The 22,400-nt window shown below is 71.0% G+C and carries 20 protein-coding genes; 8 read left to right on the plus strand and 12 right to left on the minus strand.

The features are described 5' to 3' along the window. The first annotated feature begins 66 nt into the window (after nt 1-66). The 5 genes from lpdA to ACIQK6_RS15050 all read left to right on the plus strand — a co-directional run bounded on the left by lpdA (nt 67) and on the right by ACIQK6_RS15050 (nt 7,752). Nucleotides 67-1,455 (plus strand): dihydrolipoyl dehydrogenase, encoded by a 1,389-nt coding sequence (lpdA, locus tag ACIQK6_RS15030; RefSeq protein WP_329102738.1) that lies wholly within the window; start codon nt 67-69, stop codon nt 1,453-1,455. Between the two features lie 54 nt (nt 1,456-1,509). Beyond that, entirely contained in the window at nt 1,510-3,303 is a 1,794-nt protein-coding gene (gene sucB, locus ACIQK6_RS15035) for a 2-oxoglutarate dehydrogenase, E2 component, dihydrolipoamide succinyltransferase (RefSeq protein WP_329102736.1), read from the plus strand. Between the two features lie 223 nt (nt 3,304-3,526). Further along, nucleotides 3,527-4,150, plus strand: coding sequence for a GntR family transcriptional regulator (locus ACIQK6_RS15040; RefSeq protein ID WP_030010631.1), 624 nt, complete (start codon nt 3,527-3,529; stop codon nt 4,148-4,150). A 230-nt stretch (nt 4,151-4,380) separates the two neighbouring features. Beyond that, entirely contained in the window at nt 4,381-7,065 is a 2,685-nt protein-coding gene (gene aceE, locus ACIQK6_RS15045; RefSeq protein ID WP_329102733.1) for a pyruvate dehydrogenase (acetyl-transferring), homodimeric type, read from the plus strand. A gap of 168 nt (nt 7,066-7,233) precedes the next feature. After that, entirely contained in the window at nt 7,234-7,752 is a 519-nt protein-coding gene (locus ACIQK6_RS15050; RefSeq protein WP_030010629.1) for a DUF4240 domain-containing protein, read from the plus strand. Here ACIQK6_RS15050 and ACIQK6_RS15055 read toward each other — a convergent pair whose 3' ends face one another. Continuing rightward, the gene (locus tag ACIQK6_RS15055; RefSeq protein ID WP_329102730.1) at nt 7,753-8,523 is read right to left on the minus strand and encodes an SDR family NAD(P)-dependent oxidoreductase; all 771 of its coding nucleotides are present in this window, start codon (nt 8,521-8,523) and stop codon (nt 7,753-7,755) included. An 86-nt stretch (nt 8,524-8,609) separates the two neighbouring features. Between ACIQK6_RS15055 and ACIQK6_RS15060 the strand changes: the two genes are divergently transcribed. Further along, nucleotides 8,610-9,266, plus strand: coding sequence for a TetR/AcrR family transcriptional regulator (locus ACIQK6_RS15060; protein WP_402694919.1), 657 nt, complete (start codon nt 8,610-8,612; stop codon nt 9,264-9,266). A 74-nt stretch (nt 9,267-9,340) separates the two neighbouring features. Here ACIQK6_RS15060 and ACIQK6_RS15065 read toward each other — a convergent pair whose 3' ends face one another. The 3 genes from ACIQK6_RS15065 to glnA form a co-directional block, all read right to left on the minus strand. Beyond that, a complete protein-coding gene (locus ACIQK6_RS15065) occupies nt 9,341-9,934 on the minus strand; it encodes a hypothetical protein (RefSeq protein WP_402694920.1) in 594 nt (197 codons plus the stop codon). Between the two features lie 203 nt (nt 9,935-10,137). After that, complete coding sequence (locus ACIQK6_RS15070; protein ID WP_329102724.1) at nt 10,138-11,613, minus strand: hypothetical protein; 1,476 nt, start codon at nt 11,611-11,613, stop codon at nt 10,138-10,140. A 107-nt stretch (nt 11,614-11,720) separates the two neighbouring features. Next, nucleotides 11,721-13,130 (minus strand): type I glutamate--ammonia ligase, encoded by a 1,410-nt coding sequence (gene glnA, locus ACIQK6_RS15075; RefSeq protein WP_329102722.1) that lies wholly within the window; start codon nt 13,128-13,130, stop codon nt 11,721-11,723. A gap of 185 nt (nt 13,131-13,315) precedes the next feature. Here glnA and ACIQK6_RS15080 point away from each other — a divergent pair, with 185 nt between their 5' ends. Continuing rightward, complete coding sequence (locus ACIQK6_RS15080; protein WP_329102720.1) at nt 13,316-13,783, plus strand: RDD family protein; 468 nt, start codon at nt 13,316-13,318, stop codon at nt 13,781-13,783. A 104-nt stretch (nt 13,784-13,887) separates the two neighbouring features. On the opposite strand, the gene ACIQK6_RS15085 is transcribed toward ACIQK6_RS15080, so the two are convergent. From ACIQK6_RS15085 to ACIQK6_RS15105, 5 genes are all read right to left on the minus strand, one after another. Further along, a complete protein-coding gene (locus ACIQK6_RS15085) occupies nt 13,888-14,586 on the minus strand; it encodes a DUF4191 domain-containing protein (RefSeq protein ID WP_402694921.1) in 699 nt (232 codons plus the stop codon). Between the two features lie 10 nt (nt 14,587-14,596). Next, on the minus strand, nt 14,597-14,794 hold the full coding sequence (locus tag ACIQK6_RS15090; RefSeq protein WP_030010916.1) for a hypothetical protein: 198 nt from the start codon (nt 14,792-14,794) through the stop codon (nt 14,597-14,599). Nucleotides 14,795-15,067: 273 nt separating this feature from the next. Next, on the minus strand, nt 15,068-16,015 hold the full coding sequence (lipA, locus tag ACIQK6_RS15095; protein ID WP_030010915.1) for a lipoyl synthase: 948 nt from the start codon (nt 16,013-16,015) through the stop codon (nt 15,068-15,070). A gap of 109 nt (nt 16,016-16,124) precedes the next feature. Next, a complete protein-coding gene (lipB, locus tag ACIQK6_RS15100) occupies nt 16,125-16,925 on the minus strand; it encodes a lipoyl(octanoyl) transferase LipB (RefSeq protein WP_329102716.1) in 801 nt (266 codons plus the stop codon). A gap of 76 nt (nt 16,926-17,001) precedes the next feature. Next, nucleotides 17,002-17,352 carry a hypothetical protein gene (locus ACIQK6_RS15105; RefSeq protein WP_402694922.1) on the minus strand — a complete coding sequence of 117 codons (351 nt, stop codon included), beginning with the start codon at nt 17,350-17,352 and terminating at the stop codon, nt 17,002-17,004. A gap of 173 nt (nt 17,353-17,525) precedes the next feature. On the opposite strand from ACIQK6_RS15105, the gene ACIQK6_RS15110 reads away from it, so the two are divergent. Beyond that, nucleotides 17,526-18,965: a regulator gene (locus ACIQK6_RS15110; RefSeq protein ID WP_329102713.1), complete on the plus strand. Its 1,440-nt coding sequence runs from the start codon at nt 17,526-17,528 to the stop codon at nt 18,963-18,965. A 130-nt stretch (nt 18,966-19,095) separates the two neighbouring features. Here the strand turns inward: ACIQK6_RS15110 and ACIQK6_RS15115 are convergent, their stop codons facing one another. From ACIQK6_RS15115 to ACIQK6_RS15125, 3 genes are all read right to left on the minus strand, one after another. Next, nucleotides 19,096-20,367 (minus strand): NAD(P)/FAD-dependent oxidoreductase, encoded by a 1,272-nt coding sequence (locus tag ACIQK6_RS15115; protein WP_329102711.1) that lies wholly within the window; start codon nt 20,365-20,367, stop codon nt 19,096-19,098. Nucleotides 20,368-20,523: 156 nt separating this feature from the next. Further along, nucleotides 20,524-21,411, minus strand: coding sequence for a TIGR01777 family oxidoreductase (locus ACIQK6_RS15120; RefSeq protein WP_329102709.1), 888 nt, complete (start codon nt 21,409-21,411; stop codon nt 20,524-20,526). A gap of 194 nt (nt 21,412-21,605) precedes the next feature. Then, a complete protein-coding gene (locus ACIQK6_RS15125; RefSeq protein ID WP_402694923.1) occupies nt 21,606-22,364 on the minus strand; it encodes a VIT family protein in 759 nt (252 codons plus the stop codon). Nucleotides 22,365-22,400 lie beyond the last annotated feature (36 nt).

Below are 22,400 nucleotides of genomic sequence, written 5' to 3' on the forward strand. Positions count from 1 at the left end.
CCGTATACCAGCCGCCGCCCGGTCACTGAGGACCGGTGCCCGGCGCACATGCATGGAGGACGTGACGTGGCGAACGACGCCAGCACCGTTTTCGACCTAGTGATCCTCGGCGGTGGCAGTGGCGGTTACGCCGCGGCGCTGCGCGCATCCCAGCTGGGTCTGGACGTTGCCCTGATCGAGAAGAACAAGCTCGGTGGCACCTGCCTGCACAACGGCTGCATCCCCACGAAGGCTCTGCTGCACGCGGGCGAGATCGCGGACCAGGCTCGTGAAGCCGCCCAGTTCGGTGTCAAGACCTCCTTCGAGGGAATCGACATCGCGGGTGTCCACAAGTACAAGGACGAGGTCATCTCGGGCCTGTACAAGGGTCTGCAGGGCCTGGTCGCCTCCCGCAAGGTGACCTACATCGAGGGAGAGGGCCGCCTCTCCTCCCCGACTTCCGTCGACGTGAACGGCCAGCGCATCCAGGGCCGCCACATCCTGCTGGCGACCGGCTCCGTGCCGAAGTCCCTGCCGGGCCTGGACATCGACGGCAACCGCATCATCTCCTCGGACCACGCGCTGGTCCTGGACCGCGTCCCGGAGTCGGCGATCGTCCTGGGCGGCGGCGTCATCGGCGTCGAGTTCGCCTCGGCGTGGAAGTCCTTCGGTTCCGACATCACCGTCATCGAGGGCCTCAAGCACCTCGTGCCGGTCGAGGACGAGAACAGCTCGAAGCTGCTGGAGCGCGCGTTCCGCAAGCGCGGCATCAAGTTCAACCTGGGCACCTTCTTCGACAAGGCCGAGTACACGGAGAACGGCGTCCGCGTGACGCTGGCCGACGGCAAGACCTTCGAGGCCGAGGTGCTGCTGGTCGCGGTGGGTCGCGGCCCCGTCTCGCAGGGTCTGGGCTACGAGGAGCAGGGCGTCGCGATGGACCGCGGCTACGTCCTGGTCGACGAGTACATGCAGACCAACGTGCCGACCATCTCGGCCGTCGGTGACCTCGTCCCCACCCTCCAGCTCGCGCACGTCGGCTTCGCCGAGGGCATCCTGGTCGCGGAGCGTCTGGCCGGCCTCAAGGCCGTCCCGATCGACTACGACGGTGTCCCGCGCGTCACCTACTGCCACCCCGAGGTCGCTTCCGTCGGCATCACCGAGGCCAAGGCCAAGGAGATCTACGGCGCGGACAAGGTCGTGGCCCTGAAGTACAACCTGGCGGGCAACGGCAAGAGCAAGATCCTGAAGACCGCGGGCGAGATCAAGCTCGTCCAGGTCAAGGACGGTGCCGTGGTCGGCGTCCACATGGTCGGTGACCGGATGGGCGAGCAGGTCGGCGAGGCCCAGCTGATCTACAACTGGGAAGCCCTGCCGGCCGAGGTCGCGCAGCTCATCCACGCGCACCCGACCCAGAACGAAGCGATGGGCGAGGCCCACCTGGCCCTCGCCGGCAAGCCGCTTCACTCCCACGACTAATTCGTCACGGGCGCGACGACCACTTCCGCACTTTCGTTAGGAGCAACTGAAACCATGTCGGTTTCCGTAACCCTTCCGGCGCTCGGTGAGAGCGTCACCGAGGGCACTGTCACCCGCTGGCTGAAGGCCGAGGGCGAGCGCGTCGAGGCCGACGAGCCGCTGCTCGAGGTCTCGACCGACAAGGTCGACACCGAGATCCCCTCCCCCGTGTCGGGCATCCTGGCCTCCATCAAGGTCGCCGAGGACGAGACCGTCGAGGTCGGCGCCGAGCTGGCCGTCATCGACGACGGCTCCGGCGCTCCGGCTGCCGCCGCGGCTCCGGCCGCCGAGCCGGCCGCCGCTGCCGAGGCCCCCGCGGCCGCTCCGGCCCCGGTCGCCGAGGCCCCCGCGGCCCCGGCTCCCGTCGCCGAGGCCCCCGCTGCCGCCGCCCCTGCCGCCTCCGGCACCGATGTCGTGCTCCCCGCCCTGGGCGAGTCCGTCACCGAGGGCACCGTCACCCGTTGGCTGAAGGCCGTCGGCGAGTCGGTCGAGGCCGACGAGCCGCTGCTCGAGGTTTCCACGGACAAGGTCGACACCGAGATCCCCGCGCCGGTCTCCGGCACGCTGCTGGAGATCCTGGTCGGCGAGGACGAGACCGCCGAGGTCGGCGCCCGCCTGGCCGTCATCGGCGTCGCCGGTGCCGCCCCGGCCGCTGCCGCTCCGGCCGCCGCCCCAGCTCCGGTCGAGGCCGCCGCCCCGGTCGCCGCTCCGGCTCCGGTCGAGGCCGCCGCCCCGGTGGCCGCTCCGGCTCCGGTCGCCCCGGCCGCTCCGGTCGCCGTTCCGGCTCCGGTCCAGGATGCCGCCCCGGTCGCCGCTCCGGCCCCGGTCGCCCCCGTGGTCCCGGCTCCGGCCGCTCCCGCCGCTCCGGCCGCCGCCGGTGACGAGGGCGCGTACGTGACCCCGCTGGTGCGCAAGCTCGCCTCGGAGTCCGGCGTCAACCTGTCCACGGTCTCGGGCACCGGTGTCGGTGGCCGCATCCGCAAGCAGGACGTCCTGGCCGCCGCCGAGGCCGCCAAGGCCGCTGCCGCCGCCCCGGCGCCGGCTGCTGCCGCTCCGGCCGCCAAGGCTCCGGCCGCCGCGGTCTCCGAGCTGCGCGGTCAGACGGTCAAGATGACCCGCATGCGCAAGGTCATCGGCGACAACATGATGAAGGCCCTGCACTCGCAGGCTCAGCTCAGCTCCGTGGTCGAGGTGGACATCACCAAGATCATGAAGCTGCGCGAGAAGGCCAAGGGCGCGTTCCTGGCCCGTGAGGGCGTCAAGCTCTCGCCGATGCCGTTCTTCGTCAAGGCCGCTGCCCAGGCGCTGAAGGCCCACGCGGTCGTCAACGCCCGGATCAACGAGGACGAGGGCACCATCACCTACTTCGACTCGGAGAACATCGGCATCGCCGTGGACTCCGAGAAGGGCCTGATGACCCCGGTCATCAAGGGTGCGGGCGACCTCAACCTGGCGGGCATCTCCAAGGCGACCGCCGACCTGGCCGCCAAGGTCCGCGGCAACAAGATCACGCCGGACGAGCTGTCGGGCGCGACCTTCACCATCAGCAACACCGGCTCGCGCGGTGCGCTGTTCGACACGGTCATCGTGCCCCCGAACCAGGTCGCCATCCTGGGCATCGGTGCCACGGTGAAGCGTCCGGTGGTCATCGAGACCGCCGAGGGCACCAACATCGGCATCCGCGACATGACGTACCTGACCCTGTCCTACGACCACCGCCTGGTGGACGGTGCGGACGCGGCCCGGTACCTCTCGGCCGTCAAGGCGATCCTCGAGGCCGGCGAGTTCGAGGTCGAGCTCGGCCTGTAAGGCTCACCGCACGGCCCCGGCCGTCGCACACGGCGCCCCCGCCCGGAACACCTTCCGGGCGGGGGCGCCGTCGTCGTACCCCTCTGCGAGCCCTGGTCCGGAGCCTGTTGTAACCAGCCTCACCCAGCGTCCCCGACCGGGAACGCATCCGGTGGGGGCTACTCGGCCGTATTGTCTACGCATCGAAGCGATGCATGCCCCTACAGGAGATGAAGCCCCGATGATCACCCCACCCGTCGTGCACTCGCTGCGCGAGCAGATCCGCGAGCACATCGTGGAGGGGATCGTCAGCGGGCGCTGGAAGCCCGGCGAGCGGATCGTCGAGCGCCGGATCGCCGTCGAGTTGGAGGTCAGCCAGACCCCCGTGCGGGAGGCCCTGCGCGAGCTGGAGACGCTGCGGCTGATCGAGTCGGCGCCGAACAAGGGCGTGCGCGTGCGGAACCTCTCCGCGGCCGACCTGGAGGAGATCTACCCGGTCCGGGCAGGTCTGGAGCAGATCGCGGCAGAGCTGGCCGCGCCACGGCTGGCGAGCGACTGTTCGGCGCTGGAGCCGCACGTGGCGGCGCTGTGGGAGGCCGACCGGACCGAGGACGGGACCGCGCAGGTGCGGCACACCGTCGGGTTCCACCGGGAGATGGTGCGGGCCGCCGGGAACAGCGTGCTGCTGCACACCTGGGAGAGCCTGGGCATCGAGGTCTTCACGGCGCTGTCCATCCGCTGGCTGGGGACCGTCCAGAAGTCGTACGCCGAGGAGCACGAGGCGCTCGTCGAGGCGTTCCGCAGTCAGGATCCGGACATCGGGCTGCTCGTGAAGCGGCATGTCCTGGGGTGCGCCCCGCGCGCTTGATCGACTGCGGGCGGGCCTGTTTGTCCGCGTTTGCCCGGCACCGCGTGCCTTTTTCTCTGGCACGCGGTGCCGACTTTCGCCGGATGGACGTTTCTTTGTCACTTTCATTTGATCGATCATCGATCAGCGATTTACAGTCGTCGCGGACCTCAACCAGGTCCGCCGACCCTGTCCTGCCCGTCAGGGATTTTTTCACCACCTCTCCTTTGTCCGGAAGGCGGCGCACAGCAATGTCCGACCCCGTAGGAAAGCTTCCGAGCGAGCTCGACCAGCTCCCGGACCGCGACACCGAGGAGACCGCCGAATGGGCGGCCTCCCTCGATGCCGTCGCACAGGCCGCCGGTACGCGCCGCGCCGAATACTTGCTCCGCCGCACGCTCCAGCACGCCGAGGCCGCCGGTCTCGCCCTGCCGAAGCTGCTGGAGACGGACTACGTCAACACCATCCCGACCGCCGCGGAGCCCGAGTTCCCCGGTGACGAGGAGATGGAAGCCAAGATCACCGCGTGGAACCGCTGGAACGCGGCCGCCATGGTGACCCGCGGCTCCAAGTACGGCGTCGGCGGCCACATCGCCACCTTCGCCTCGGCCGCGTGGCTCTACGAGACCGGCTTCCAGCACTTCTTCCGCGGGAAGGAGGCCGACGGATCGGGCGACCAGCTCTACATCCAGGGCCACGCCTCCCCCGGCATCTACGCCCGCGCCTTCCTCGACGGGCGCGTCTCCGAGCAGCAGCTCGACAACTTCCGCCAGGAGTCCGGCGGCAACGGCCTGCCGTCCTACCCGCACCCGCGGCGCCTGCCGTGGCTGTGGGAGTTCCCGACGGTGTCCATGGGCCTCGGCCCGCTCTCCGCGATCTACCAGGCGCGCTTCAACCGCTACCTGCAGAACCGGAGCATCAAGGACACCGCCAACTCGCACGTCTGGGCCTTCCTCGGCGACGGCGAGATGGACGAGCCCGAGTCGACCGCCGCCCTGGCCCTCGCCTCCCGCGAGCAGCTCGACAACCTGACCTTCGTCATCAACTGCAACCTGCAGCGCCTCGACGGTCCGGTCCGCGCCAACTTCCGCGTGGTCCAGGAGCTGGAGGCCCAGTTCCGCGGCGCCGGCTGGAACGTCATCAAGTCGCTGTGGGGTTCCGCCTGGGACGAGCTGTTCCAGCTCGACACCACGGGCGCCCTCGTGCGCCGCCTGCGCGAGGTACCGGACGCGCAGTTCCAGACGTACGCGACCCGCGACGTGGCCTACATCCGCCAGCACTTCTTCGGCGCCAACGCCGAGCTCGTGCAGCTGGCCGGGGTGCTCTCCGACGCGAAGATCGCCGAGTGCTTCCACTCCTCCCGCGGCGGCCACGAGCCCCGCAAGGTCTACGCCGCGTACAAGGCCGCCCTGGAGCACAAGGGCGCGCCGACGGTCATCCTCGCGCAGACCGTCAAGGGCTACACGCTGGGCGCCGGGTTCGAGTCGAAGAACGCGAACCACCAGATGAAGAAGCTGACGATCGACGAGTTCAAGAGCATGCGCGACAAGCTCGGCCTCCCGATCCCGGACAGCGCCTTCGCCGACGGCCAGGTCCCGTACGGCCACCCGGGCGCGAACAGCCCCGAGGTCCAGTACCTGAACGAGCGCCGCGCGGCGCTCGGCGGTCCGGCCCCGGCCCGCAAGGTCAAGCACGTGGCCCTGCCCGCCCCCGCGGACCGTTCCTTCGCCCCGCTACTCAAGGGCTCCGGCAAGCAGGAGATGGCCACCACGATGGCCTTCGTCCGGCTCGTCAAGGACCTGATGCGGGACAAGGAGACCGGCAAGCGCTGGGTGCCGATCGTCCCCGACGAGGCCCGCACCTTCGGCATGGAGTCCCTCTTCCCGTCGGCCGGCATCTACTCGCCGCTGGGCCAGACGTACGAGCCGGTCGACCGCGACCAGCTCATGTACTACAAGGAAGCCAAGGACGGCCAGATCCTCAACGAGGGGATCACCGAGGCCGGCGCCATGGCCGACTTCATCGCCGCCTGCACGTCGTACGCGACGCACGGCGAGCCGATGATCCCCTTCTACATCTTCTACTCGATGTTCGGCTGGCAGCGCACCGCCGACCAGATGTGGCAGCTCGCCGACCAGCTCGGCAAGGGCTTCATCGTCGGCGCCACCGCCGGCCGCACCACGCTGACCGGTGAGGGCCTCCAGCACGCGGACGGCCACTCGCACCTGATCGCGTCCACGAACCCGGCGTCGCTCAACTACGACCCGGCCTTCGCGTACGAGATCGCGGTGATCGTCAAGGACGGTCTGCGCCGGATGTACGGCGAGACGCCGGAAGACGTCTTCTACTACCTGACGGTCTACAACGAGCCGAAGGTGCAGCCCGCCATGCCCGAGGGCGTGGAGGAGGGCATCCTCAAGGGCCTCTACCGCTTCAACACGGCGGCGGACCTGGCGGAGGCGGCCCCCGCCGCCGACGCCCCCAAGGTCCAGCTGATGGCCTCGGGCACCGCGATCCACTGGATCCTGGAGGCGCAGAAGCTGCTGGCAGCCGAGTGGAACGTGGCCGCCGACGTGTGGTCCGCCACCTCCTGGGGCGAGCTGCGGCGCGACGCGCTGGAGTGCGACGAGGCGCTGCTGCGCGGCGAGGTGCGCACCCCGTACATCACCCGCGCGCTGGAGGGTGCCGCCGGCCCCGTCCTCGCCGTCTCCGACTGGATGCGTCAGGTCCCGGACCAGATCAGCCAGTGGGTGGAGCAGGACTACACCTCGCTCGGTACGGACGGCTTCGGCCTGTCCGACACCCGTGAGGGCGCCCGCCGCCACTTCGGTGTCGACGCGCAGTCGATCGTGGTGGCCGCGCTGGCCCAGCTCGCCCGCCGCGGCGAGGTGCCGGCGTCCGCCGTCAAGGAGGCCCGGGAGCGCTACGGCCTCTGAGCCGCCGGCCCCGACCGTGACCGTCCGTGAGGCGGCCCGTCCCTTCGGGGGCGGGCCGCCTCACGGCGTTTCCCGGCGGCCGGAACCTCGTGGAGGGCAAGGCGACACCGGCCTTTGGCCGTATGCGCGGTGGCGGCCGGGGGGCGGACCCGTGATGCTGGAGCGGTGATGGACGAGACGGAGTTCTGGGAGATCGTCGACCGTACTCGCGAGGCCGCCGACGGCGACCCCGAGGAACACGCCGAGCTGCTCGTGGAGCGGCTCGCACTGCTCGACCCGGACTCCGTGCTGGACTTCGCCCGCCACTTCGAGTCCCGGTACAACCGGGCCTACACCTGGGACCTGTGGGGCGCGGCCTGGGTACTGCTCGACGGGGCGAGCGACGACGCCTTCGACTACTTCCGCTGCTGGCTGATCGGCCAGGGGCGGGAGGTGTTCGAGGGCGGGGTGCACGATCCCGACCAGCTGGCGGAGCTGCTGGGCGACTTCGACGAGGAGATCGACGGGGACGGCGAGGAGCTGGGGTACGCGGCCGACGAGGCGTACGAGCAGCTGACCGGGGCGGTGGCGCCGGATCTGGGCATCCCGCTGCAGGCGGCCGAGCCGGAGGGCGCCCCGCTGGACTTCGAGAACGAAGCCGTGCTCGCGGAGCGCTTCCCCCGGCTGTGGGACCGGTTCCGCGCCTGATCAGTAGTGCGTGCCGCCGTCGATGCGGATCTCCGTACCGGTGATGAACGCACCGTCCTCGGAGCCCAGCATGGCGACGACGCCGGCGACGGTCTGCGGGCCGGCGAAGCCCTGGCCGAGGGCCGGGGCCAGCTTGGTGAAGAGGGACCAGTCGGTGTCCTCCGGCAGGCCGGGGCCGGTGCCGGTGGTCATGCCGCTCTCGATGGATCCGGGTGCGACGCTGACGAAGCGCAGGCCCTGCTTGCTGTACTCGGCGGCCAGTGCGTGGGTCATGGACTGGATGCCGCCCTTGCTGGCCGCGTAGGCGGACATGTAGGGGTGGGCGAAGGACGCCGAGGTGGAGCTGAAGTTCACGACGACCGGCCGGTCACCCGCGAGCAGCGCCGGGAGGGACTCGCGGATCATCAGGAAGGTGCCGGTCAGGTTGACCGCGATGACCTGGTTCCACAGGTCGAGGGTGGTCCGGTGGGTGTGCGCGGAGCGCAGGATGCCCGCGGCATTGACGAGTACGTCGATCCCGCCGAGGACGTCGGCCGCGGCGGCCACGCCCTCCTTGACGGCGTTCTCGTCGGATATGTCGAGGAGCGCGGTGGTGAGTCGGGCCGCGTGGCCCTCGGCGGCGGCCCGGTCGGCGGTGGCCTTCAGACCGGCCTCGTTGACGTCCACGGTGTGGACCCGGCCGCCCTCGGCGAGGATGCGGTGGACGGTGGCCTGGCCGATGCCGGAGCCGCCGCCGGTGATGAGGACGCGTCGTCCTTCGTAACGGTTCATGGCGCGAGCGTACCGAAGCGATGACACGTTTTGCCATAATGACAAAGAATGTAATCACGGAGGTTGGCTAGGGGTACGCTTCACCCGTGAAATCCCCTCGTCCGTACGCTCCCCAGGCCGGCCCCGGAGCCCAGTCGCTGACCGAGCGCCGCAAGGCCGCCACCCAGCTCGACATCGCCCGTGCGGCCTGCGAACTGTTCGCCGAACACGGCCCCGACGGCACCACCGCGGAGGACATCGCCCACCGGGCGGGGGTGGCCCTGCGCACCTTCTACCGCTACTTCCGCAACAAGCAGGAGGCGGTGGCCCCGCTGCTGGCGGGCGGCGGCAACGCCTGGCGCGCCCTGCTCGCCGAGGAGGACCCCGGCACGCCGCTGGGCGAGGCGCTGGAACGCGCGGTCACCCGGTCGCTGAGCGGACAGCAGGCGGTCGAGGAGGGCCTGGAGGTGACCCGCGGCCTCCTGCGCGCGGCGGCGGACGACCAGGCCCTGCGCGCGGTCTGGTACCGCGTGAACCAGGACTCCGAGGAGCACCTGGTCCCGGTGATCTCACGACTGGCGGGCCCGGGGGCCGACCCGCTGGAGGTGCGCCTGCTCGCGGCGGCGGCCACGGACGCGATCCGCGTCTCGCTGGAGCTGTGGTCGACGACGCAGGCCCCGGTCTCGGGCCCCGGATCCCCGGCGGAACTCGCGGTCCGCTGCCTGCGCGACCTCACGGGGGCGATGCCCCTGCTCCTCCGCTAGGGGGAGGAACAGGGGCATCGCAGGCATCACATCGGGCCGGGTCGGGCCGGTGGGCCTAGGCTTCCGGTCGGGGTTCAGCCACCCCAGCCACCGCCACCGCCGCCACCGCCGCCCCCTCCGCCACCCCAGTTGCCGCCGCCGCCGTCGCCACCGCGACCGCCGTCGCCGCCCCCTCCGCCACCCCAGTTGCCGCCGCCGCCGTCGCCACCGCCACCGCCGCCGTCGCCACCGCCGCCACCCCAGTTGCCGCCGCCGTCGCCACCGCGACCGCCGTCGCCACCACGGCCGTTGCCCCAGTCACCGTTGCCGCCGCGACCGTTGCCCCAGTCGTCGTGGTGGCCCCAGTCACCGTTGCCACCGCGGCCGGAGTCGTTCCAGTTCGACCAGTTCGAGTCGCGCCAGTTGTGGTTGTCGCGCCAGTTGTCGTTGTATCCACCGACGCCGCCCCGCTCCCAGCACCAGCTGGGACGGTTGCGCCAGTCGTGGTTGCAGCAGGCGTCCCACCGGGCGTCGGAACGGTTGGAGGGGTACCGGTAGCAGTCGTAGCCACCGTTCCCGCCACCGCCGTTACCCGTGACGACCGAAGCCGAGGCGCTGGCGACGGGCAGCAGACCTATCGCGATTCCCGCGGCGCCCGCCATGGCTGCCGCAACGATCTTACGGCGCATTTTCATGCACCTCCGTACATGTCTCGCTTATGGGCCTTTTAGGTCATTTCCACCCTCACCCGCCCATGCGGACCTGTCAAAGCGGAAAGGCCCCCCGCCGCGCCCCCAGAACGCGATGGAGGGCCTCCCATCAGGTATTTCCCTCAGAAGGAAATCGTCAATTGCCGACCCGAGGCCGCGCCTCCGCGAAGGTTGAGGGGATCTCAGCTCTCCCGGCCCCGGCCACTGACGGCCTGGGCGGCGTCGGCGCACGGCGAGTCGCTGTGGGGAACGACCCTGATGCGGGCGTCCTCCAAGCGGATGCTGGTCTTTCGGTTGGCGGAGGGGTCCCAGAAATCGACCCGGTCACCGGATTGCCCGAAGATCACCACCGGCTTGTCATGGGGAGGCGGGGTTCCGTAGTACGGCGCTTCGCGGGAAGTCGGCTCCACGCACGCGTACTCGGCGCTGACCCCGAAGTACTCCGGGATGTCGCGGCCGGCCGCTGCTTGCGCTCGGTTCTCCGCGCCACTGACCGCCGCTGCATGGAAGGTGAGCAGGCTGAACGCCGTGCCCATGCCTATGCCCAGAATCACTGCAGGCGCCCAGGACAACCACGGCCCCCGGACTCTCAGGGAGGGGGCGAGGAATCGCATCCACCCGAGGTATGCCACCGGTACCAGTGCGGTTGTGACGAACACGCACAGCACCCAGAGCCCCGCCTGGATGTTGCCCAGCCCTCCGGTCCCCGGCGTGGGGCGCAACCCGAACGGCGACAGATAGGCCCGTTGGACGAGTGTCCCGAGCCATGGGACCAGGGGTATTGCGAGGGGCACGGCCAGCGTGGCGAGCCACGGAAGCGCGCGGTGCGTGGGGGTGCGCCGCACCGCCAGAACAGTTCCGCTCAGCAGATAGCCTCCGGCCAGGACGACGAGCGGGCCGCCGACGCGCGGACTGTCCGCGCCGAGCGCGGGCCAGAGGCCGGCGCCGAGCAAGCAGATGGCTGTCGCGGTGAAAACGAGTGCCAGGAATGCCAGGACGTACCACCCCCGAGGCACCGAGGGGCTGCCTACCTCGTGCACTTCTGGGTCCAGTCGCCGCAGCGCCAGCGGGTGGTGCGCAAACTCGGCCCGGGCGGTGCGTCGCGTACGAGCCAGTCGGCGGGGCCGGGACTCATCGAGCGTGGTGGGAACGCGGACCAGCCGGACAGTGCCCGCATGCGGATCGTGCTCGCCCGTTCGGACGGCCAGGTGGAGCGCCTGGCGGATCCGCCGGTTCACCGGTCCCCGCCTGCCCCGTAGGTGCCACTCGATCTGTGGTCGTTGGACGCGCTCCACGAGGGTGGCATCGCGGCAGTGCAAGGACAGCTCGGCGTCCTGGGCCAGCGTGTCCAGGGTGGCGACCGCCTGTTCGACCGCTGTTTCGCGAACTCCGCGGATCCGGATCTCGATCACGCGCAGCGTCCAGCTTGCGTCCGTGGTCACCGTGGTCTCCCCGGCCAGCGGCTCGCGTAAGGGCCAGGCCATCGCGTCGCACACCTGCTGGAGCAGGTTCAGTTCCTCAGGGCGGTCCAGGATCTCAGCAACGATGTGGACACGGCGGTTGAAGGGTGGCCCGGCAGCTGGGCCAGCAGGCCCCGGGTCCGGCTGCGGGGTGGAACTCTGCCGGGCCGGGCCCGATGCCGAAGTCGAAGCGCTCATGGGTGAATCATGTCGTCACAGTCCCCGCCGCACCCGCGCCCGCCTCCGCACACGGCGAAGGCCGCCGGCCCGGGTGGGACGGCGGCCTTCGCTTGGGAGTCTGCGGTTTAGATGTCGAAGTAGAGCTCGAACTCGTGCGGGTGCGGACGCAGCGCGATCGGGGCGATCTCGTGCGTGCGCTTGTAGTCGATCCAGGTCTCGATCAGGTCGGGGGTGAAGACACCGCCGGCCAGGAGGTACTCGTGGTCCTCCTCCAGGGCCTTGAGGACGTCCTCGAGGCTGGTCGGGACCTGCGGGACGCTCGCGTGCTCGTCGGGCGAGAGCTCGTAGAGGTCCTTGTCGATCGGCTCCATCGGCTCGATCTTGTTCTTGATGCCGTCGAGGCCCGCGAGCAGCAGCGCCGCGAAGGCGAGGTACGGGTTCGAGGACGGGTCCGGCGCGCGGAACTCGACGCGCTTGGCCTTCGGGTTCGAGCCCGTGATCGGGATGCGCATGGCGGCGGAGCGGTTGCGCTGCGAGTACACCATGTTGACCGGCGCCTCGAAGCCCGGGACCAGGCGGTGGTAGGAGTTCACCGTCGGGTTGGTGAACGCCAGCAGCGACGGGGCGTGCTTGAGGATGCCGCCGATGTAGTAGCGGGCGGTGTCCGACAGGCCCGCGTAGCCGGCCTCGTCGTAGAACAGCGGGTCGCCGTTCGCCCACAGCGACTGGTGCACGTGCATGCCCGAGCCGTTGTCACCGAAGATCGGCTTCGGCATGAAGGTCGCGGTCTTGCCGTTGCGCCAGGCGACGTTCTTCACGATGTACTTGAAGAGCATCAGGTCGTCGGCCGCGGCGAGCAGCGTGTTGAACTTGTAGTTGATCTCGGCCTGGCCACCGGTGCCGACCTCGTGGTGCTGGCGCTCGACCTGGAGGCCCTGGGCGTCCAGCTCGAGGGAGATCTCGGCGCGCAGGTCGGCGAAGTGGTCGACCGGGGCTACGGGGAAGTAACCACCCTTGTAGCGGACCTTGTAACCACGGTTGTTCTCCTCGGAGCCCGTGTTCCAGGCGCCGGCCTCGGAGTCGATGTGGTAGAAGCCCTCGTTCGCGGAGGTCGCGAAGCGCACGCTGTCGAACACGTAGAACTCGGCCTCGGGGCCGAAGAACGCGGTGTCGGCGATGCCGGTGGAGGCGAGGTACGCCTCGGCCTTCTTCGCGATGTTGCGCGGGTCGCGGCTGTAGGCCTCACCCGTGATCGGGTCGTGGATGAAGAAGTTGATGTTGAGCGTCTTGTCCTTGCGGAACGGGTCCAGACGCGCGGTGGTGATGTCGGCACGCAGCGCCATGTCGGACTCGTGGATCGCCTGGAAGCCGCGGATCGAGGATCCGTCGAAGGCGAGCTCCTCCGCCGGGTCGAACGCTCGCGCCGGGATGGTGAAGTGCTGCATCACACCAGGCAGGTCGCAGAAGCGGACGTCGACGAACTTGACGTCGTTCTCCTCGATGTACTGCTTCACTTCGTCGGCGTTCTTGAACATCCAACTCCTCCTACTCCCGACCCCGGGGGAGGGACGGGCTTTATAGCTCGTGGCGCGTCAGTGCGGTGCCGCACGCTGACCCGACCATAAGCAGACGGGATTTCCCAAGCATGACCCATTTGTTTCGCACAAGTTAACCAGGGTCCGACCGGAGGGCCGTGCGGCGCCACGGGTACCGTGTTCGGGTGGACAACAGACAGGCAATCGGATCCTGGCTCTCCGGCCCCCGCGCGGCCGCCGAGGAGATGGGCGTCGACTTCGGCTATCCGGGTCAACAGCTCGGCCTGCCCCAGCAGGGGCCCGGCTCGGTGGCCCGCTTCGGGCGTCGGTTCGGCGCCGTCGCGATCGACTGGATCGGCTGCCAGCTGATTGCCTACGGGCTGATCACCGGCGGCAACCTGACCGAAGCGGCCGACTGGACCCTCGCGCTCTTCGTGGCCCTCACCGTCCTGACGGTCGGCACCGTGGGCTTCACCCCTGGCAAGCGGATCCTGGGCCTCCGGGTGATTTCGGAGTCCGGAGGCCGCCTCGGCATCGTCCGGGTGGTCCTGCGCACGCTGCTGCTGGCCCTGGTCGTCCCGGCGCTGATCTGGGACCGCGACGGCCGCGGCCTGCACGACCGACTGGCCCGCGCCGTCCAGGTCCGCATCTAGGACCGGCCGCGGAGAACGCGTACGACGTACGACACAGGGGTGCCCCCCGGGCCCGCGGGCTCGGGGGGCACCCCTGTGTCGTATACGAAAATCAGGTGACCGGGTCAGCGCATCTTTCCGCCGCGCGGCATCTTCATGCCCTTCGGCATGGGGCCCTTCGGCAGCGGCATGTTGCTCATGAGATCGCCCATGGCGCGCAGCTTGTCGTTGACCTCGGTGATCTGCGGGCCGGCCAGCACGCGCGGCAGCTTGAGCAGGGTGGTGCGCACCTTCTTGAGCGGCACCTCGCCCTCGCCCGTGCCCACGATGAAGTCGTGCACCGGCACGTCCGGCATGATCCGGGCCAGCTTCTTCTTCTCGTTCGCGAGCAGCGGCTTCACCCGGTTCGGGTTGCCCTCGGCGATCAGCACGACGCCGGCCTTGCCCACGGCACGGTGGACGATGTCCTGCTGCCGGGTCATCGCGATGGCGGGGGTGGTCGTCCAGCCCCGTCCCACGTTGTCCAGTACGGCAGCGGCAGCTCCCGGCTGTCCTTCCATCTGCCCGAAGGCGGCCCGCTCGGCCCGTCGCCCGAAGACGATCGCCATCGCGAGGAACGCCACCAGGAAGCCCAGGACACCCAGGTAGATCTCGTGCTCGACCAGGAAGCCGATCGCGAGAAAGACACCGAAGGTGACGATGCCCACGCCCGCGACGATCAGACCGACCTTCGGGTCCGCCTTGCGCGTCATCTTGTACGTCAGGGCGATCTGCTTCAGTCGCCCGGGGTTCGCAGCAGTCTCTGCGTTTGACTTCCTCGCCATACAGCGAAGTTTACGTGGCCTGCGGGGTTCGGGTAGCCGCGGCCTCAAGTACGTGTTCGGTTTCGACCCGGTCCTTGGCCCGCTTGCGGTCCTCCAGGACCGCCGTCCAGGCGTTGCGGCGGGCCCCGCTCATCAGCAGGGACTCAATGCCCCGGAAGGCGTCGGAGAGGGTCGGGATGGCAATGGCGCGTACGGGCGCGGCCTGCATGATGTCGATCCCTTTCACGATGCTCGCCCCTGCGCGGTGCGAGCGGTGTGTGCGGTGCGTGGACCAAGCGTCACTGACTGGTGTTACCAGGGCGTGACCGGTCGGTCAAATGTGATTGACACGTTGCAAACGCCGACGCGGCCCGCCGAACTCTTCCTCAAGAAAGAGCCTAGGGGCCGCGCCGATGCGGTATTACTCGTTGGTAGCATTTTGTGCGCGACTTCACACGCACAGTGCCCGCCCTCGTACCTCGGGCGGACCCTCAACCTGCGCTCAGACTCGGCTGCGCTTCTCCATCGCCTGCTGGTAGAGGCGACCCGCCCGGTACGAGGACCGGACCAGCGGGCCGGACATCACGCCGGAGTAGCCGATCTCCTCGGCCTCCTTCGCCAGCTCGACGAACTCGGCCGGCTTCACCCAGCGCTCGACGGGATGGTGCCGCGGCGAGGGCCGCAGGTACTGGGTGATGGTGATGAGCTCGCAGCCGGCCTCGTGCAGGTCCTTCAGGGCCTGCGAGACCTCCTCGCGCTCCTCGCCCATGCCGAGGATCAGGTTCGACTTGGTCACCAGGCCGTAGGCGCGGGCCTTGGTGATCACGTCGAGCGAGCGCTCGTAGCGGAAGCCGGGGCGGATCCTCTTGAAGATCCGCGGCACCGTCTCGACGTTGTGCGCGAAGACCTCGGGGCGGGAGGCGAAGACCTCCTCCAGCAGCTCCGGGACCGCGTTGAAGTCGGGGGCCAGCAGCTCGACCTTGGTGTGGCCGGACTCGCGGCCCGCCGTCTGCTGGTGGATCTGGCGCACGGTCTCCGCGTACAGCCAGGCACCGCCGTCGGCCAGGTCGTCGCGCGCGACGCCGGTGATGGTGGCGTAGTTCAGGTCCATCGTGACCACGGACTCGCCGACGCGCCGCGGCTCGTCACGGTCCAGCGCCTCGGGCTTGCCCGTGTCGATCTGGCAGAAGTCACAGCGCCGGGTGCACTGGTCACCACCGATGAGGAAGGTGGCCTCGCGGTCCTCCCAGCATTCGTAGATGTTCGGACAGCCGGCTTCCTGGCACACCGTGTGCAGTCCTTCGCCCTTCACCAGGGCCTGCATCTTGGTGTACTCGGGGCCCATCTTCGCCCGGGTCTTGATCCACTCGGGCTTGCGCTCGATGGGGGTCTGGGCGTTACGGACCTCCAGGCGCAGCATCTTGCGTCCGTCGGGTGCGACTGCGGACACGACCGGCTCCCTGTGACTTCGATTGTTCGGGCGCCCACCAGGGTACGCCCGTAATTTCGTACGCTCTTACGTCGGCCAACCTGCGAGCGGCCGGCCGCATTCCCGGGGGCTAGGAGCCCACTGCCGGCTCTATCTCGCGGGGCCTCAACTCCGCGTGCTCCAGTACGTCCTTCAGGTGCCGTTCGGCCACGGGAAGCACCTCGGCGATGGTGATCTCCCGGCCCAGTTCGTACGAGAGCGAGGTCACACCGGCGTCCCGGATCCCACAGGGGATGATCCGGTCGAACCAGGTGCTGTCCGGGTTCACGTTGATCGCGAAGCCGTGCATCGTGACGCCCTTGGCGACCCGGATGCCGATGGCGGCGAGCTTGCGGTCCTCGCGGCGCTGGCCGGCGTTGGACGGGGCGTACTCGGGGCCATTCAGCCGCGCGTCGAACTCCTCGTCGTGCAGTCGGGGGTCGAGGTCGAGAGAGAGGCCGCCGATCGTGGGGCGCTCCTCGACGGGGTCGCCCAGGACCCAGACTCCGGAGCGGCCCTCGACCCGGGTGGTCTCCACGCCGAACTCGGCGGCGGTGCGGATCAGGGCCTCTTCGAGGCGGCGGACGTGGGCGACGACGTCCACCGGGCGGGGCAGCTTCATGATCGGGTAGCCGACCAGCTGGCCCGGGCCGTGCCAGGTGATCTTGCCGCCGCGGTCCACGTCGACGACGGGGGTGCCGTCGAGCGGGCGTTCGCTGGGGTCGGTGCGCCGCCCTGCCGTGTAGACCGGCGGGTGCTCCACCAGCAGGCAGGTGTCCTCGATCTCGTCCGCGAAGCGGGCCGCGTGCACCCGGCGCTGTTCCTCCCAGGCCCGGGTGTACTCGACGGAATTCGGCCCGAAGCCCAGATGGACAAACCCAAGCTCAGCCACCGCAGCGCCTCCTCATTGAACCTGCTGTGTGCACGTACCTCACTGAGCAAGGGTACGGCGACCCGCACGAGCCCCTTCAGGGCCCCGGCGCGGGCCGCGGCGCGGGCTCGGACACGGGCTCGGACACGGGCTCGGACACGGGCTCGGACACGGGCTCGGGCTCCGGCACGGGCCCCGGCAGCTGCTTCGGCCGGCGCCGCCCCTTGAGCGGCCGGTCCGGGTCCTCGTCCGCGCGCGGCAGCCGCCGGTGGCCCTCCGAGTGGTCGTTGACCCAGCCGCACACCCCGCACGCGTACCGCCCGTCGAGCCCGGCAATGTAGGTGCCGCAGCGCCGGCACTCCGCCTCGGTCAGTTCGGGCGGGGACAGCGGGACGGTGGATTCGGTTCGCTCCTCGGGGAGGTGCGCCCCGTGGGGCCGAGGGGTCATGGCCCGCAGCGTACGTGGGCGGAGGGGTCCGGTCCGTAAAGGGCCCTACGCATTCTGCACACGATCGGATGAATGTGGGGCAGAGAGGGCGGCATCGGCGAAGTTCGCCGCTACATTCACGCCGTTCACAGGGCCGGGACCCCGGTCCGTCACGTCAGGAAACCGTGGAGCCGATGACGGAACGACCTGCCCAGCGCGTCCCCAACCGGCAGCTCGCGGCGCTGATCGCGGAAGCCGGGTTCTCCAATGCCGGCCTCGCCCGCCGCGTCGACCAGCTAGGCCTGGAGCACGGTCTCGACCTGCGGTACGACAAGACCTCCGTGACCCGATGGCTGCGCGGGCAGCAGCCCCGCGGGACCACCCCGGCGCTGATCGCCGAGGTCTTCACCCGCCGCCTCGGACGCCGGCTCTCCGCCCAGGACCTGGGGCTGGACGCCTGCGCGCCCGTGTACGCGGGGCTGGAGTTCGCGGCCACCCCGGAGGAGGCCGTGGACATCGCGAGCGGGCTGTGGCGCAAGGACTCCGGTTCGCACGCCGAGCTCCGGAAGATCGCCTTCACCCCGGCCGGGCTGGTGGTGCCCAGCCGGGACTGGTTGATCGGCCGGGCCGACGAGCGGGTCGGCCGGGGCGCGGAACCCTCCGCGGCCCGCGTCCCGCTGCAGGGGCGGACCTCGGTCCCCCGGCAGCGGCAGATCGACCGCGGCCCCGGGCAGCGGGTGACCGGCGGGGACATCGCGGCGCTGAGATCGGTCAGCGAGCTGTTCCGGACCCTGGACCAGGCCTACGGCGGCGGGCACGCCCGGCAGGCCCTGGTGCGCTACCTGGAGCACGAGGCCGAACCGATGCTCCGCGGGACCTACGGGGAGACCACCGGGCGGCGCTTGTTCTCGGCCGCCGCCGATCTGACCCGGCTCGCGGGCTGGACCTCCTTCGACATCGCCGCGCACGGGCTCGCCCAGCGGTACTTCGTGCAGGCGCTGCGGCTCGCGCAGGCGGCCGCGGACCGCCCGTACGGCTCGTACGTGCTCGTCACCATGAGCCGGCAGGCGGTCTACCTCGGTCACGGCCGCGAGGCCGTGCAACTGGCCCGGGTGGCCCAGCAGGGCGTCGGCTCCGGCCCGCCGCCCGTGGTGCAGGCCCTGCTCCACTCGGCGGAGGCACGCGGACACGCGGTCCTCGGCGAGGTCCGGGCGTCGACCGCCTCCCTGGTGCGGGCCGAGCGCGCGCTGGGCGCGGCCCGGCCGGGGGACGACGTTCCGCACTGGGCCCGGTTCTACGACGAGGCGCAGCTGGCGGACGAGTTCGGGCACTGCCACCGGGACCTCCAGCAGTACCGGGCCTCGGCGCAGCACGCGGAGCGGTCCCTCCAGTTGCGGGGGCCGGCGTACGCCCGGTCCCGACTGTTCTGCCGGGTGGTGCTGGCCACGGCCCGGCTGGGGCTGGGCGAGCTGGACCAGGCGTGCGCGCTGGGTGCGGAGGCGGCGCAGCAGGCGATGGAGATGCGGTCGGTGCGGGCGGTGGAGTACGTACGGGACTTCGAGCGGCGGCTGGAGCCGTACCGGGACGCCTCTGCCGTGCGGACCTACCGGGACCGGGTGGCCGCCCTGTCCTGAAACGCTACATAGCGTCCACAAACGCCCCGAAACATTCCGAAGCACCCCTGAGCGCCCGGAGCGCCCTCGGGGCAGGGGGCGGGGGCCCGGTCCTGTGCACAGGACCGGGCCCCCGCTTCGGCCGTGGTTCTCAGGCCGCCACCGGAAGTGCGGGCTCCGGGGTGACCGGGAGTCGGATGCCGAAGTCGCGCAGGACGGCGCCGGCGGCGCGCCGGGCCGAGTGCAGGGCCCCCTGGACGGTGTTGGTGTCGCGGTGGTCGCCGCACACGTAGAGCCCGGCCAGTACCCGTACGGGACGCCGCATGTCGTGCGGCGGTGGCATTGCGGGGACCGCCTCCGGGGTGTGGTGGACGGCCAGCAGTTCCCACTCGCGGGTGGGGGTGTCGTAGAGCCGGGCCAGCCGTGCGGCGACCGTGCGCACGGGCGGCGGCGGGCCGAGCACGGTGGTGCTGACCAGGCTCCGGCCGGCCGGGGCCCGGGTCGGGTCGACCGCGCTCATCACGGCCGTGTGGGATACGGGCCAGGCGGGGTCCCCGTCCAGGAGCAGGGAGCCGTCCCGGGGCAGGGGTGCGGTGGTGGCGTGGTGCAGGACGGTGACCTCGTGGAAGGCGGGCACGCGCAGGCCGGGCAGGAGCTCGGCGGCGGCGCGGGCCCCGGTGGCCAGGAGGACGGAACGGCAGCGGAAGTCGCCGTGCTCCTCGGTGGTCACCAGGTTGGTCGCCACCGACCGGACCCGGACCCCGGTCCGTACGGTGCCGGGCGGCAGGGCGGCGGCGAGCAGGTCGGGCAGGGCCGCCGCGCCGCCCTCGGGCACGGCGAGGCGGCCGCGGGCGAAGGTGCGCAGGGCGAGGTCGGCGACCCGGCTGGAGGTGGTGAGCTCCGGGTCGCGCAGCAGGGTGGCGAGCAGGGGGCGGAGCGCACCGTTCAGGGTGCGCGTCGGCAGCCCGCGGGAGCGCAGGGCGGCGTGGGCGGTGCGTTCGGGACGGGCGAGCAGCTTCTCCTCGGGCAGGGTGGCGAGCCGGCCGAGGGCGGCGCTGATCCGGGCCTGGTCGAGGGAGCCGCTGGCCAGGGCCCGGGCCGGGGTGAGGACCCCGACCCGCAGCTGTTTCCCGTCGGTGTGGACGAGGACGCCCGGGGTGAAGGGGCGCAGGTTCAGGGCCCGCAGGCCGGGGGTGCGTTCGAGTTCCGTGTACGAGGTGTTGAGCAGTTGCCCGATCCGGTCCAGCCGGAACCCGTCGGCGGACTCGGTGGCCATCCGCCCGCCGGGGTCGTCCGCGGCTTCCAGGACGGTGACCGTGACTCCGGCTGCGATCAGGTGCTGCGCGGCCGCGAGTCCTGAGACCCCGGCTCCTACGATGACGACGTCCGCATGGTGTGCGGCATGGTGTGAGCTGCTGAGCACGTGCCCCTCCCCGAGGTCGGCGCGGCTGTGTGGGGATCCTCCTTCCCTCAACCGGTTAAAGGGGAACCCGAGTTCGGCGTGACATTGCGGTCAACTCCGGTCGCACAGCGGTCGCATATGGGTCACGAACGGTCGCACGGTGGTCGCACGCGGATCTCAGAGCGTGGCGCGGATCGCCTGTTCGATGCCGGGGTCGTGGAAGACGAAGCCGGACTCCAGCAGCCGCGCGGGCCGGGCCCGCTGACTGCCCAGCACGTCCTCGGAGAACTCCCCCAGCACGACGCGAAGGGCCACGGCCGGTACCGGCAGCACCGCGGGCCGGCGCAGCACGCGGGACATGGCCTCGGTGATCTGGCGGTTGGTCAGCGGCTCCGGGGCGGTCAGGTTGACCGGGCCGGACAGGCCCGGGGTGTCGATGATGTGCCGCAGGGCCGCGATCTCGTCCCGGAGGGAGATGTACGACCAGTACTGGCGGCCGTTGCCGAGCCGGCCGCCGATGCCGGCGCGGAAGATCGGGAACATCCGCCCCCAGGCTCCGCCCTCTCGGGCCACGACCAGCCCGGTACGGGCGAACGCGGTCCGGATCCCGGCCTCCCGGGCGGGAGCGGCCGCCGCCTCCCACTCCACGCAGACCGAGGGCAGGAACCCCTGCCCGGCCGGGGCGGCCTCGTCGACGGCCCGGTCACCGGTGTCCCCGTAGTAGCCGACGGCCGAACCGCTGACCAGGACGGCGGGCGGCTCGTCGAGGGCGGCGAGGGCGTTCGCGAGCGCGGCGGTGCCGAGCACCCGGCTGTCGCGGATCTCCCTCTTGTACGCGGCCGTCCACCGGTGGTCCCCGACCCCGGCGCCGGCCAGGTGCACGACGGCACCGCAGCCGGCCAGCCCGGCGGGGTCCACGTACCCGCGGGCCGGATCCCACCGCGCCTCGTCCGCGCCGACGGGCTCCCGCCGCACGAACCGCACCACCTCGTGCCCGTCCGCCCGCAGGGACCGCACGAGTGCACTTCCGATGAGCCCGGTCGCCCCGGTAACAGCAATCCGCATGCCCCCATCCTGCCGGGTCGCTGCGCTGGCCCGGCGGTATTCGGGGCGCGTCGTCGTCCTTCGCCGGACGCACGTGCCCTGGCGGGCGTCACCACACGGCGCTCCGCGCCCGCGCCTCAAACTCCCCCAGCTACCGCTGGGAGGTGCCCCCTGGCGGGGCTGGATTTCAGCCCCGCCGGCGTTTGAGGCGCGGGTCAGGCGGTGGTGCCGAGCCAGGTGCCCACCGCGTAGGTCACGGCCATGGCCAGGGCGCCGCCGGCCACGTTCCGGGCGACCGCCCTCGGCACGCGCGCCCCGCCCAGCCGCGCGCTGATCACCCCGCACAGCGTCAGCGCGGCCAGCACCGCCACCACCGTCACCGGCACCCGCTGCGACGGCCCCGGCAGGATGATCGCCAGCAGCGGCAGCAGCGCCCCGACCGTGAAGGCGACGAGACTGGCGAAGGCCGCGTGCCACGGGTTGGCGAGCTCGTCGGGGTTGATCCCCAGTTCCACCCGGGCATGGGCCCGCAGCGCGTCCCGCTCCGTCAGCTGCTCGGCGGCCTCCCGCGCCACCTCCCGGCTGAGCCCCCGCTCGGCGAGCAGGTCGGTGAGTTCGTCGAGCTCCGCCTCCGGCTCCTCGGCCAGTTCCCGGCGTTCCAGGTCGAGCGCCGCCCGTTCGGAGTCCCGCTGGGAACTGACGGAGACGTACTCCCCCGCCGCCATCGACAACGAGCCCGCCAGCAGCCCGGCGACGCCCGCCGCCAGGATCGCCGAACGCGAGGTGGTGGCCCCCGCCATGCCGACCACCAGACCCGCGGTGGAAATGATCCCGTCGTTGGCACCGAGCACACCCGCGCGCAGCCAGTTGAGCCGCGTGCTGATCTCCCCGCTCTGCGAGCCGGCGCCGCCCTCGCCGTGCGCCTCGACGTGCGCCCTGCCGGGCCGTTTCCCCGCGCCTTCGCTTGCCGTCACGCCCACCACTGTCGCGGCCCGGGGCCGACAGGGCCA

Source organism: Streptomyces sp. NPDC091682 (assembly GCF_044756625.1).
GTDB lineage: Bacteria > Actinomycetota > Actinomycetes > Streptomycetales > Streptomycetaceae > Streptomyces.